Raw genomic sequence first — 12,822 nt, forward strand, 5'->3', positions numbered from 1 at the left:
GGTCTCGCCCGTCCGTACGAACCGAGTGCGCGAAACGGGAACACCCAGAACCTGCGACCGGAGGAGTGCAGTGGCAGCCAACGACCGGGCGGCAGCTCCCGGAAAGTCCGGTGGGAGTTCCGGTGCCGACGGCCTGATGCGCGCCTCGCTGAGTGCGGTGGCTCCCGGCACGGCCCTGCGCGACGGCCTCGAGCGGGTTCTGCGCGGCAACACCGGCGGACTCATCGTGCTGGGCTCCGACAAGACGGTCGAGGCGATGTGCACGGGTGGCTTCGTCCTGGACGTCGAGTTCACCGCGACGCGCCTGCGTGAGCTGTGCAAGCTCGACGGCGGCATCGTGCTCTCCTCCGACCTGTCGAAGATTTTGCGGGCGGGCGTGCAGTTCGTGCCCGACGCGACGATCCCCACGGAGGAGACGGGCACCCGGCACCGTACGGCGGACCGGGTCTCCAAACAGGTCGGTTTCCCGGTGGTCTCGGTCTCGCAGTCCATGCGGCTCATCGCCCTGTACGTCGACGGTCAGCGCCGTGTCCTGGAGGACTCGGCGGCGATCCTGTCCCGCGCGAACCAGGCGCTGGCCACCCTGGAGCGCTACAAGCTCCGCCTGGACGAGGTCGCGGGAACGTTGTCAGCGCTGGAGATCGAGGACCTGGTGACGGTCCGGGACGTCTCCGCGGTGGCACAGCGCCTGGAGATGGTGCGCCGCATCGCCACCGAAATCGCCGAATACGTGGTCGAACTGGGCACCGACGGCCGTCTCCTCGCCCTCCAGCTGGACGAGTTGATCGCGGGCGTGGAACCCGAGCGCTCACTGGTGGTCCGGGACTACGTCCCCGAGCCGACGGCCAAGCGCTCCCGCACGGTCGACGAGGCCCTGTACGAGCTGGACGCCCTCAGCCACGCCGAGCTGCTCGAACTGTCGACGGTGGCCCGCGCGTTGGGCTACACCGGCTCCCCCGAGGCCCTCGACTCGGCGGTCTCCCCCCGCGGCTTCCGCCTCCTGGCCAAGGTTCCTCGTCTGCCCGGCGCGATCATCGACCGCCTGGTGGAACACTTCGGCGGTCTCCAGAAGCTCCTCGCCGCGAGCGTCGACGACCTCCAGACGGTCGACGGCGTGGGCGAGGCGCGGGCGCGCAGCGTCCGCGAGGGGCTGTCGCGACTGGCGGAGTCGTCGATCCTGGAGCGGTACGTCTGACCGAGGGATGGGGACGGACGGTGCCGCCAAGGCGCCGGGCCGCGCCCCGAGTCAGCACCTGGGCGCCGCCGTCACCCCTGCCTCAGTCGGCCTCCAGCACGAACGACGTCTGCGCCTTCGCAAACCCCGGCGCCTTCGCCTCCACCAGATACGTCCCGGCTCCGGCGACCCCGGCCGGGGGCGTCGCGCACTCGGGCGCGCTGGGCCTGCGGTCCCACTCCAGGGTGTAGGTGAAGGTGCCGCCGGCCGGCACGCGGTACAGCAGACTGCCGGACACCTTGGGACAGTCGGCGGACGACCAGTAGTCCTCCGCGCCCCCTGCCTGAGTGATCGTCAACACCGCGTTCTTCGGCCCGAGATCGACCTTGCAGTCGCTCCCGGCGGAGTTCTTCGCCGTCAGCCGGAAGGTGGGCGTCTGGTCCGGCGAGTATGTGTTGCGGACACTGCGCAGGCTCAACGTGACCACGCTCGCGGTGCAGTTGGGCAACGTGGAGCCCGCCGGGAGGGTGGTGGAGGAGGCACTGCCGTTGGCGCCGTCGTCGGAGCCGCCCGAGCCCGCCGCGGCGCCACCACTGCCCGTGTCGGCGTCACCCGAACCGGAGCCGTCGCCCGAACCGGTGCCCGAGCCCGAACCGGACCCGCCGGAGTCCTCGTCGCCCGACTCGTCGCGGCCGCCCGGGTTTTCGCTGATGGCGGGCCCGGACCCGGTCGGTCCCGGCGTGATGGAGGACGCGGGGTTCTTGCCGTTGCCCCCGTCCGCGCCGTTCTTTCCGCCGCCACCGCCCGAGGCGACGATCCATGTGATCAGCAGCGCCAACAGGGCGACCACAGACAGCAGTACGACCCTCCGTCGCCAGTAGATGGAGGAGGGAAGCGGCCCGACCGGATTGCGCAGAGATCCCACGGCGCAAACTGTACGAGAGATCGCCGCGTTCCCCGGCCCCACCCGCCGCCCGGACCACAACTTTTCCGGATCATCATTTCGGAGACGGCCACCCGGCCCCCGACTTGCCTCCCCTCGCACCCCGGACGGTCGCAGGACGTGACGAGGAGGAGTCCGTCGCCACGGTCCGTGACCGCGGCTACTTTTTGCACGAGTGTGCCTTGCACCTCTGGCCACGGCTCCTCGGCACCCGTACCGGGGCGCCCCCGCACCCCACGCCGCCGGGTGGCGGTACGCGCGCGTGCCCCGGTGCGCATGGCAGGATCGAAAGGCCATGACTGCCCCCACGAAGCCCCCGCACAGCATCCCCGCCGACACCGACGCCGTCTCCGACCCCCTCCTCGGAGAGCAGTCGCCCTCCGGAGCCACCGACAAGACCCTCGCCGGGAAGACCTCCGGCACCCACCTGCACTCCCCCGTCATCGACTGGTTCGAGGACAACGCCCGCGATCTGCCCTGGCGGCGCCCCGAGGCCGGCGCGTGGGGGGTGATGGTCAGCGAGTTCATGCTTCAGCAGACGCCCGTCAACCGCGTCCTGCCGGTCTACGAGCAGTGGCTCGCCCGCTGGCCGCGCCCCGCCGACCTGGCCAAGGAGGCCCCCGGTGAGGCCGTCCGCGCCTGGGGCCGGCTCGGCTACCCGCGCCGGGCCCTGCGGCTGCACGGCGCCGCGGTGGCCATAACGGAACGGCACGGCGGCGACGTACCGTCGGACCACGCCCAGCTGCTGGCGCTGCCCGGCATCGGGGAGTACACGGCCGCCGCCGTCGCCTCCTTCGCGTACGGCCAGCGGCACGCCGTCCTGGACACCAACGTGCGCCGGGTCTTCGCGCGCGCGGTGACCGGCGTGCAGTACCCGCCGAACGCCACCACGGCCGCCGAGCGCAGGCTGGCCCGCGCCCTGCTGCCCGAGGACGAGAGGACCGCCGCCCGGTGGGCCGCCGCGTCCATGGAGCTGGGCGCGCTCGTGTGCACGGCCAAGAACGAGACCTGTCACCGCTGCCCGATCGCCGCGCAGTGCGCCTGGCGGCTCGCGGGCAAGCCGGAGCACGACGGCCCGCCGCGCCGGGGCCAGACGTACGCCGGTACCGACCGGCAGGTGCGCGGCAAGCTGCTCGCCGTACTGAGGGACGCGCACGCGCCCGTGTCGCAGGCGGTCCTCGACCGGGTGTGGCACGAGCCGGTCCAGCGCGCGCGTGCCCTGGACGGTCTCGTCGCGGACGGCCTGGTGGAGCCGCTGCCCGGTGGTCTGTACCGTCTGCCGCTGACCTGACACACCGTCACTTCACAGACGTGCCCCCTCCTCACGGCCCACGCCCGACTTCCGTCACACTCCCCTGCCGGACACAACACCCCATACCCGCACCATACGGCTCGCTTCCATACCCCGAACCTCCTTCCGTTACACAACCGACGGACAGCTGAGCGCTAGCCGCAGGCTGCCTCGGACAGTGCCGTGACAACCCCTCCGTAGCTTCGTCTGCGTGCCCCGGCAAGGGCACGAGGGCCACAGACCAGAAGCAGGAAACCGGCGGCGCGAGCCGGCCGGTACGGGGACACGGAGGCGGTTGATCATGGCGCAGGGCGAGGTGCTCGAGTTCGAGGAGTACGTCCGCACCCGGCAGGACGCGCTGCTGCGCAGTGCCCGCCGCCTGGTGCCGGACCCGGTCGACGCGCAGGACCTGCTCCAGACGGCGCTGGCGCGGACGTACGGCCGCTGGGAGGGCATCGCGGACAAGCGGCTGGCCGACGCCTACCTGCGCCGGGTCATGATCAACACGCGGACTGAGTGGTGGCGCGCCCGCAAACTCGAGGAAGTGCCCACCGAGCAGCTCCCGGACGCCTGCGTGGACGACTCCACCGAGCAGCACGCCGACCGTGCCCTCCTGATGGACGCGATGAAGGTGCTCGCTCCGAAGCAGCGCAGTGTCGTCGTGCTGCGACACTGGGAGCAGATGTCCACGGAGGAGACGGCCGCCGCCCTCGGCATGTCGGCCGGTACGGTCAAGAGCACGCTGCACCGGGCGCTCGCCCGGCTCCGCGAGGAGCTGGAAGCCCGCGATCTGGACGCACGCGCGCTGGAGCGTGAGGAGCGGGAGCGTTGCGCGGCGGCCTGACCGAGGCCGGGCCCACACCGGCCCGAGGCACCCTCCAGGCGGCGATCACGGCGGCGGCCGTGCTCGCCGCCCTCGCCCTTTTCGTCTCCGCCTGCACCACCGGCGGTACCGGCGCCCGGGACGAGGGGCCGGCCCACGCCGACGCGGCCGCCGGTGCCGCCACGGCCTCGCCCTCGGCCGCCCCCTCCAGCACCCCCGACCGCCGCGACGCGGTCCGGCTCGTCAAGGCCGACCCCGCGGTATCCGAGGAGGTCAAACGCGAGCTGAAGCCGTGCGTGGGAGACGAGTACCCGGTCGACGTGTCCTACGGCGACCTCACCGGCGGCTCCGACAGCGACATCATCGTGAACGTGCTGACCTGCGGTGACATGGTCGGCGTCGGCTCGTACGTGTACCGGGAGACGGACGGCCGCTACCGGAACGTGTTCAAGGCCGAGGAGCCCCCGGTCTACGCGGAGATGGACCGCGGCGACCTGGTGGTCACCCAGCAGGTGTACGAGAAGGGCGACCCGGTCTCCAGCCCGTCCGGCGAGAACGTGATCACGTACAGCTGGGCCACGGACCACTTCGTCAAGGAGTACAGCTGGCACAACGACTACAGCGTCGTCGGCGGGGACGCGTCGCCGGTGCCCGACAGCGGCTGACCGACGGCCGGTCCGGGAAAGGACGCGAGAGAAAATCTCCCGTCGCGTGAACCGATCGGACCGTCCGGACCGATGAACGAGTGAACGCACCACGCGCTCCGGGCGTCCCACCAAGGGACGGACCGCCGACCGACCGCCGACCGACCGGCTGCCCGCCCGCCACCGCCCGACATCGACGACATCGACGACACCGACCGGCAGACACCCTGCGCTCGGCACGTCACAGGCCGACCCCCCGTACGGCACCGAGAGCCCGTACCGCTACACCAGTACCCGTACCGCCACACCGAGACCCGCACCGCACCACCGAAACCCCGCCCACCCCACCAAGACCGTACGACCGACACCCACGAGGACTGAGAGCACCGGGATGGCAGATCAGACCCACGTCCTGTTCGTCGAGGACGACGATGTCATCCGCGAGGCCACCCAGCTCGCCCTGGAGCGGGACGGCTTCGTGGTCACCTCGATGCCCGACGGCCTGTCCGGCCTGGAGGCGTTCCGGGCCGACCGCCCCGACATCGCGCTGCTGGACGTCATGGTGCCCGGCCTGGACGGCGTGAGCCTGTGCCGGCGCATCCGTGACGAGTCCACCGTGCCGGTGATCATGCTTTCCGCGCGCGCCGACTCCATCGACGTCGTCCTCGGCCTGGAGGCCGGCGCCGACGACTACGTGACGAAGCCGTTCGACGGTGCCGTCCTCGTCGCCCGCATCCGCGCCGTCCTGCGCCGCTTCGGCCACGCGGGCGGCGGCGACCGAGCCGAACCGGGCGCCTCCCCCGCGGGCGGTGTGCTGACCTTCGGCGACCTGGAGATCGACACCGAGGGCATGGAGGTGCGCCGGGCCCGACAGCCCGTGGCCCTCACCCCGACCGAGATGCGCCTGCTGCTGGAGTTCTCCTCGGCTCCGGGCACGGTCCTGTCGCGGGACAAGCTGCTGGAGCGCGTCTGGGACTACGGCTGGGGCGGAGACACCCGCGTCGTCGACGTCCATGTGCAGCGGCTGCGGACCAAGATCGGCCAGGACCGCATCGAGACGGTCCGTGGCTTCGGCTACAAGCTGAAGGCCTGAGCGGGGCAGGGGTATGCGGGGGATGTTGCGGCACCTGGTTCCCGCCCGCCTGGAGCGCGCGGGCATCCGCTCCGGCCTGCGGTGGAAGCTCAGCGCTGCCATCGCGCTGGTCGGCGCGCTGGTGGCCATCGCGCTCAGCCTCGTCGTGCACAACGCGGCCCGGGTGTCCATGCTGGACAACGCGCGCGACCTCGCGGACGAGCGCGTCCGGATCGCCCAGCGCACCTACGAGGTGTCCGGGCGCCTCTTCCCCAGCATCGAGATCGACGACCCGGATCTGCCGTCGGAGCTGCGGCAGAAGGTCCAGGAGGGCCGCCGGGCGACCTTCGTCTCCGACCGCGCGGGCGGCGCGCCGGAGATCTGGGCGGCCGTACCGGTCAGGGACGGCCATGTGCTCTCCCTGCACACCGGATTCACCGACCGCAGCACCGACATCCTCTACGACCTCGACCAGGCCCTGGTGATCGGGTCCATCGCGGTGGTCCTCGGCGGCAGCGCTCTCGGCGTGCTCATCGGCGGGCAGCTGTCCCGCCGGCTGCGCAAGGCGGCGGCCGCCGCCAACCAGGTCGCCAAGGGCGAGACGGACGTCCGCGTACGGGACGCCATCGGCGGGGTCGTCCGGGACGAGACCGACGACCTGGCGAGCGCGGTCGACGCCATGGCGGACGCCTTGCAGCAGCGGCTGGAGGCCGAGCGCAGGGTCACCGCCGACATCGCGCACGAGCTGCGCACGCCCGTGACGGGCCTGCTCACGGCCGCCGAGCTGCTGCCGCCCGGCCGGCCCACGGAGCTGGTCCTGGACCGGGCCCAGGCCATGCGCACCCTCGTCGAGGACGTCCTGGAGGTGGCCCGCCTCGACGGGGCCTCGGAGCGCGCCGAGTTGCAGGACGTCCTGCTGGGTGAGTTCGTCACCCGGCGCGTCGCGGCCAAGGACCCGGAGATCGAGGTCCGCGTGGTGCACGAGTCGATGGTGACCACCGATCCCCGTCGCCTGGAGCGGGTGCTGTTCAACCTGCTCGCCAACGCGGCCCGGCACGGCAAACCGCCGGTCCAGGTCACCGTCGAGGGCCGGGTCATCCGCGTCCGCGACCACGGCCCCGGCTTCCCCGCGGACCTGCTCGCCGAGGGCCCGAGCCGCTTCCGCACCGGTAGCCGCGACCGCGCCGGCCACGGCCACGGGCTCGGCCTGACCATCGCCGCGGGCCAGGCCCGCGTCCTGGGCGCCCGCCTGACCTTCCGCAACGTCCGGCCGGCCGGGGCGCCCGAGCACATAGCCGCGGAGGGCGCCGTCGCCGTCCTGTGGCTGCCGGAACACGCGCCGACGAACACGGGGAGTTATCCGATGCTGCCTTGACGGGCGGGGGCGGCTCGGACGGGTGAGGCCGGCCCGGGCAGCACCGGCGGGCGAGGGGGACTGCTCGACAAGCGCCGCCCACCTGCGCCCCGCCCCGTCCAGTGCTCCCCTGCCGGGCGGTCCCGCCTCGCCGCGCACGGGACTCGTTCAGCCGAAGTCCTTCGAGAAGTCGAGCTCCTCGCTGCGCTCGGTCAGCGAGTACCAGTTGCCGTTGTCGTCGCGGAAGATCGCCTCGATGCCGTAGGGGCGCTCCTGCGGCTCCTGGATGAACTCCACGCCGCGTGCCCTGAAGGTCTCGTAGTCCCCGCGGCAGTCGTCCGTGCGGAAGGCGCCGGCGCCGATGACTCCCTTGCCGACCAGCTTCTTCAGCGCCTCGGAGGACTCGGCGTCGAGACCCGGGCCGTCCAGGCTCATCAGGGCCAGCTCGACGTCCGGCTGGTCCTTGGCGCCCACGGTGACCCAGCGCATGTCGCCCATGGCGAGTTCGGTACGCACCTCGAAGTCGAGCTTCTCGGTGAAGAAGGCCTTGGTGCGCTGCTGGTCGAAGGTCCACACGGTGGTGATGCCCAAGCCCTTGATCATGGCTCTGCGCTCCCGTCGGAGTCGGATCGGGTCGGTTCCTCTTCGTCACCGTAGGCGGAGCCGGACTCGGGCCGCTTCTTCGAAGTTGCGCTGGGGAAACCTCCCGCCCACAGCATGGCGTAGCACCCGGGGATGAGCGCGGCCCCACGGCCGACGTGCCGGGCCCGGTACTCACTGGGCGTGAACCCGGTACGGGTCTTGAACCGGGCGGAGAAGGTGCCGAGGCTGCTGAAGCCGACGAGGTGGCAGATCTCCGTCACCGACAGGCCGGCGCTGCGGAGCATCTCCTCGGCGCGTTCGATACGGCGGTGGGTCAGGTACTGGCCGGGTGTCTCGCCGTACGCGTCCTTGAAGGCGCGGACGAAGTGATAGCGGGAGTAGCCGGCGTGGGCGGCCACGGCGTCCAGGTCGAGCTCCGGGTCGGACCAGTCGCGATCCATGGCGTCCTTGGCCAGTCGCAACTGCCGCGTCTTGTCCATGGGCCGATGGTGACACGGGCCACCGACAAGCCCCGCGCCGTCGGCCGGACCGAGCCGCAGGGATCGGTCCCGTACGGCAGCGGGCCGGCGGCACCGCCCTCCCGGCAGGCCCCGTCCACCACGCCCCTCCCGGCAGTTCCCCTCCCGGCACCTTCCCCTCACGGGAGAGGCCCCCGGGGCGGACATCCGCCGGGGGCCTCGTGGACGACGTGGTGCGGGAGCGGGTCAGACGGGTTCCACCGCAGGCGCCTTGGCTGCGGGGGTCTCGTCCGTCGGCCCCTCCTGCTTCGGGCCCGCTCCCCGCAGCGGGACCTCCTTGACGAAGAAGGCCGCCACCAGAGCGATCACAGCCACCGCGGCCCCGAGGACGAACGCCGCGTGGGTGCCGTCGGACACCGCGTACTGGTACGCCTCCCGCGTCGGCGCCGGAAGCTGGGCGAGGCCGGCCGCGTCCAGTTGTGCGGACTGCTCGGTGACCTTCGCGCCCAGTGCGCCGGCCCGCTCGGCCATGACGTCCTCGACCCGGCTGTTGAACAGCGCGCCCATGATCGCGACACCGAAGGAGGAGCCGAGCGTACGGAAGAGGGTGGACGACGAGGAGGCGACACCCATGTCCTTCATCTCCACGCTGTTCTGCGCGACCAGCATGGTGATCTGCATCAGGCAGCCCATACCGAGGCCGACGACGGCCATGAAGACACCGGAGGTGAGCCGGGAGGTCCCGGTGTCCATCGTGGACAGCAGGTAGAGCCCGATGATCAACAGCACGCCGCCGACGATCGGGAAGATCTTGTAACGGCCGCTGCTGGTCGTGATCCGGCCCGCGACCATCGAGGTCACGAGCATCGCGCCGAGCATCGGCAGGAGCAGCAGCCCGGAGTTGGTCGCGGATGCGCCCTGCACGGACTGCTGGTACAGCGGCAGGAAGAGGGTCGCGCCGAACATCACGAAGCCGGTGATGAAGCCGATGAGGGACATCAGCGTGAAGTTGCGGCTGCGGAAGATGTGCAGCGGGACGATCGGCTCGGCGGCCCTGGTCTGCCAGAACACGAACCCGACCAGCGCGGCGACACCGATCCCGATCAGCTCCATGATCCGGGCGGAGCCCCAGGCGTACTCCGTGCCGCCCCAGGTGGTGACGAGCACGATGGCGGTGATGCCGACGGTCAGCAGCGCGGCGCCCAGATAGTCGACGCGCGCCTGGGACCGCTTCTTCGGCAGGTGCAGTACGGCGGTGATGAGGCCCAGGGCCACCACGCCGAGCGGCAGGTTGATGTAGAAGGCCCAGCGCCAGCCCCAGTGGTCGGTGATGGTGCCGCCGACCAGCGGTCCGCCGATCATCGCGATGGCCATCACGCCGGCCATCATGCCCTGGTACTTGCCGCGTTCCCGCGGCGGAACCAGGTCGCCGATGATCGCCATGACACCGACCATCAGACCGCCGGCGCCCAGGCCCTGGACGGCGCGGAAGGCGATCAGCTGGCCCATGTCCTGGGCCATGCCGCTCAGCGCCGACCCGAGCAGGAAGATCACGATCGAGCTGAGGAAGGCGCCCTTGCGCCCGTACATGTCGCCGAGCTTGCCCCAGATCGGGGTGGAGGCGGCGGTCGCGAGGGTGTACGAGGTCACCACCCAGGACAGGTGCTCCAGGCCTCCGAGTTCGCCCACGATCGTCGGCATCGCCGTGCCCACGATCATGTTGTCGAGCATCGCGAGCATCATCGTGATCATCAGCGCGAGCATCACGACCCGCACGCTCTTCGGCTGTTTGTCCGGTGTTGCGGTGTCCGTCTCAACGGTGCGTGTGTCCGCCATCGTTCCCACTCCCCCAGGGCCGCCACTTACTTGCCGCCCGGCTAGTTCAGTACACTCGGGAAAGTAGACCGGCAACTAGCCGGGCGTCAAGTAAGTTCCGGCCGGGCGGCGGGTAAGTTTTTCTTACCGAACGGCAGGGGATTTCCGCGGGACTCCGCGGAGTACGAGGATGGACGTCACCATGGACGGCACCAAGCAGCAGCGCCGCGGGAACACCCGCCAGCGCATCCAGGACGTGGCGCTCGAACTCTTCGCCGAGCAGGGCTACGAGAAGACCTCACTGCGCGAGATCGCGGAGCGGCTGGAGGTCACGAAGGCGGCCCTGTACTACCACTTCAAGACCAAGGAAGAGATCATCGTCAGCATCTTCGCGGACCTGACGAAGCCGATCGAAGACCTGATCGAGTGGGGCAAGGACCAGCCGCACACGCTGGAGACCAAGCGGGAACTCGTCCACCGCTACAGCCAGGCACTCAGCGGGGCCGCCCCGCTCTTCCGCTTCATGCAGGAGAACCAGGCGACGGTACGGGAGCTGCAGATCGGCGACTCGTTCAAGGACCGCATGCGCGGCCTGCGCGACATCATCATCGACCCGGACGCCCCCCTGACCGACCAGGTGCGCTGCATCAGCGCCCTCTTCACCCTGCACGCCGGCATGCACTTCCTGCACGACCTCGACGGCGACCCCGAGGAGAAGCGTGAAGCCGTCCTCGAGGTCGCCGTCGATCTGATCACCCAGGCCCACCGGGGTCCGCACTCCTGAGGGAGAGCCGTACCACCCCGAAGCGGGGACCCGTCAGGGAGCGGAGCCCCGTCAGATGGTCAGGCCCTTGCCCCGCAGGAACTTGACCGGGTCGACGGCCGAGCCGTAGTTGGCCGTCGTACGGATCTCGAAGTGCAGGTGCGGGCCGCTGGAGTTGCCGGTGTTGCCGGACAGGGCGATGCGCTGACCGGTCTTGACGATCTGGCCGATCCGCACGTCGACCTCCGACAGGTGGGCGTACTGGGAGTACATCCCGTTGCCGTGCTTGATGACGACGGCGTTGCCGTAGGCGGGGCCGTCGCCGGCGCCGTTGCCGCCGGCCTTGACCACGGTGCCGCCGTGCGCGGCGACGACCGTGGTGCCGTTCGGGACGGCGAAGTCCTGGCCGCTGTGGGTGGACTGCCACATGCCGCCGGCCTGGGCGTAGCTGGCGGACTTGGTGTAGTGGGCGACCGGCTTGACCCAGGAGGTGGCCGCGGCCGTCTTCGCGGCGGCCTGGGCGGCGACGGGCTGGGCGGCGGGCTGGGCGGCGGACGCCACCCCGCTCCCCAGCACGACCGAGGCGCCGAGAGCGGCGGCCCCGACGGCCACGCGGGTGCGGAGCTGGGACGTACGGGAAGAACGGGACGTGACGCGCTGGAACATCGAAACCTCATGGGGCCGGGGGCAGTGAAAACCACCCGACGCAGGACGTCCGCCGGATGGCCATCCCTTGGTAACCCGCCGGCTCGTAAAGCCCCAAACGTGTGATCTACGACGGAAGCTAGTATCTCCCGTCAAAAATGCACACTTCTTGACAGTCCGCCTTATCGCCCCAAATCCACCTCGGCGCCGGTAGAGGCCCTGCCACAACCGGAGTTATCCGAGGCTTTGGCACCTTTTGTCCGAATCGCCGTTGCCACTATTCCGCCTAGTAACGGACAAATCGCCTGTGCGGCATGTCACCGACGGTCCGTCGCAAGGCGCTTCGGAGTGTGACGGGGGCTACTCCCGTACACCCCAAGCGAGTTGTGACCCCCGTCACGATCGCCTGCACGAGGGTGTGACGGGCCTCTCAGACACGGCTACCGTCCAGTAACCCGCTGGTTCCCCTCAAGCCATCCCCACCGATGAGCATGCCCACGACACCCGCAGCGCCATGGACGCGAGAGGACCCCTCCACATGACCAGAGGCATCTGGACGCGCCGCATCGGCACAACCGCCGTGGCCACGGCCGCCGTCACCGCGATGGCCGTCCCGGCCGGCGCCCAGGCCGCGACGGCCACCGCCCCCTCCGCCGGCACCTCCACCGTCGCCACAGCCGCCTCCACCGCCGCCGCAGACGTCGACTACGACACCTGGCAGGCGGACTGCCAGGCCGTGATGGACCAGGCACTGCCCTATCTGAAGCAGCGCATCGCCGCCACCAAGCCGGGCGAGAAGCAGGCCGTCGTCCTCGACATCGACAACACCACGCTCGAGACCGACTTCGGCTTCAGCTACCCGCAGCCGGCCAACCAGCCGGTCCTCGACGTCGCCGAGTACGCCCAGGACCACGGCGTCTCGCTGTTCTTCGTCACCGCCCGCCCGGGCATCATCGCCTCGTTCACCGACTACAACCTCGATCACGTCGGCTACCAGGTCTCGGGCCTCTACGTCCGCGGCTTCCTGGACCTCTTCAAGGACGTCGCCGCCTACAAGACGGCCCAGCGCGTCGACATCGAGAAAAAGGGCTACACGATCATCGCGAACATAGGGAACAGCGCCACCGACCTGTCCGGCGGCCACGCCGAGAAGACCTTCAAGCTGCCTGACTACGACGGCCAGTTGTCGTAGTCAGCAACACGAAAGGGGCCGGTGCTCGAAAGCACCGGCCCCTTT

13 protein-coding genes are annotated in these 12,822 nt (G+C 70.6%); 8 read left to right on the forward strand and 5 right to left on the reverse strand.

The features are described 5' to 3' along the window. Positions 1 to 70: 70 nt before the first annotated feature. Entirely contained in the window at positions 71 to 1,195 is a 1,125-nt protein-coding gene (gene disA / locus ACIBBD_RS35500; RefSeq protein ID WP_365461508.1) for a DNA integrity scanning diadenylate cyclase DisA, read from the forward strand. 82 nt (positions 1,196 to 1,277) lie between these two features. Here disA and ACIBBD_RS35505 read toward each other — a convergent pair whose 3' ends face one another. Next, positions 1,278 to 2,099 (reverse strand): hypothetical protein, encoded by an 822-nt coding sequence (locus tag ACIBBD_RS35505; protein WP_399423714.1) that lies wholly within the window; start codon positions 2,097 to 2,099, stop codon positions 1,278 to 1,280. A gap of 313 nt (positions 2,100 to 2,412) precedes the next feature. Here ACIBBD_RS35505 and ACIBBD_RS35510 point away from each other — a divergent pair, with 313 nt between their 5' ends. From ACIBBD_RS35510 to cseC, 5 genes are all read left to right on the forward strand, one after another. Further along, entirely contained in the window at positions 2,413 to 3,408 is a 996-nt protein-coding gene (locus ACIBBD_RS35510; protein ID WP_399423715.1) for an A/G-specific adenine glycosylase, read from the forward strand. A gap of 301 nt (positions 3,409 to 3,709) precedes the next feature. Then, entirely contained in the window at positions 3,710 to 4,252 is a 543-nt protein-coding gene (locus ACIBBD_RS35515; RefSeq protein WP_390659458.1) for a SigE family RNA polymerase sigma factor, read from the forward strand. Next, positions 4,237 to 4,896, forward strand: coding sequence for a hypothetical protein (locus ACIBBD_RS35520; protein ID WP_399423717.1), 660 nt, complete (start codon positions 4,237 to 4,239; stop codon positions 4,894 to 4,896). Before ACIBBD_RS35515 ends, ACIBBD_RS35520 begins: the two co-directional genes overlap by 16 nt. Positions 4,897 to 5,266: 370 nt before the next feature. After that, a complete protein-coding gene (cseB, locus tag ACIBBD_RS35525; RefSeq protein ID WP_399423719.1) occupies positions 5,267 to 5,968 on the forward strand; it encodes a two-component system response regulator CseB in 702 nt (233 codons plus the stop codon). A 13-nt stretch (positions 5,969 to 5,981) separates the two neighbouring features. Beyond that, positions 5,982 to 7,322 carry a two-component system sensor histidine kinase CseC gene (gene cseC / locus ACIBBD_RS35530; protein WP_399423720.1) on the forward strand — a complete coding sequence of 447 codons (1,341 nt, stop codon included), beginning with the start codon at positions 5,982 to 5,984 and terminating at the stop codon, positions 7,320 to 7,322. 147 nt (positions 7,323 to 7,469) lie between these two features. Here the strand turns inward: cseC and ACIBBD_RS35535 are convergent, their stop codons facing one another. From ACIBBD_RS35535 to ACIBBD_RS35545, 3 genes are all read right to left on the reverse strand, one after another. Next, positions 7,470 to 7,904: a VOC family protein gene (locus ACIBBD_RS35535; RefSeq protein ID WP_399423722.1), complete on the reverse strand. Its 435-nt coding sequence runs from the start codon at positions 7,902 to 7,904 to the stop codon at positions 7,470 to 7,472. Next, a complete protein-coding gene (locus ACIBBD_RS35540) occupies positions 7,901 to 8,383 on the reverse strand; it encodes a helix-turn-helix transcriptional regulator (protein ID WP_399423724.1) in 483 nt (160 codons plus the stop codon). Before ACIBBD_RS35540 ends, ACIBBD_RS35535 begins: the two co-directional genes overlap by 4 nt. A gap of 225 nt (positions 8,384 to 8,608) precedes the next feature. After that, positions 8,609 to 10,198 (reverse strand): MDR family MFS transporter, encoded by a 1,590-nt coding sequence (locus ACIBBD_RS35545; protein WP_399423726.1) that lies wholly within the window; start codon positions 10,196 to 10,198, stop codon positions 8,609 to 8,611. Between the two features lie 169 nt (positions 10,199 to 10,367). On the opposite strand from ACIBBD_RS35545, the gene ACIBBD_RS35550 reads away from it, so the two are divergent. Further along, positions 10,368 to 10,961: a TetR/AcrR family transcriptional regulator gene (locus ACIBBD_RS35550; RefSeq protein WP_399423728.1), complete on the forward strand. Its 594-nt coding sequence runs from the start codon at positions 10,368 to 10,370 to the stop codon at positions 10,959 to 10,961. Between the two features lie 51 nt (positions 10,962 to 11,012). Here ACIBBD_RS35550 and ACIBBD_RS35555 read toward each other — a convergent pair whose 3' ends face one another. Beyond that, complete coding sequence (locus ACIBBD_RS35555) at positions 11,013 to 11,606, reverse strand: M23 family metallopeptidase (RefSeq protein WP_399423729.1); 594 nt, start codon at positions 11,604 to 11,606, stop codon at positions 11,013 to 11,015. A 517-nt stretch (positions 11,607 to 12,123) separates the two neighbouring features. On the opposite strand from ACIBBD_RS35555, the gene ACIBBD_RS35560 reads away from it, so the two are divergent. Then, positions 12,124 to 12,777: an HAD family acid phosphatase gene (locus tag ACIBBD_RS35560; protein WP_399423730.1), complete on the forward strand. Its 654-nt coding sequence runs from the start codon at positions 12,124 to 12,126 to the stop codon at positions 12,775 to 12,777. The last annotated feature ends 45 nt before the right edge of the window (positions 12,778 to 12,822 follow it).

The sequence above is a fragment of the Streptomyces sp. NPDC051315 genome, assembly GCF_044455165.1.
Lineage (GTDB): Bacteria > Actinomycetota > Actinomycetes > Streptomycetales > Streptomycetaceae > Streptomyces.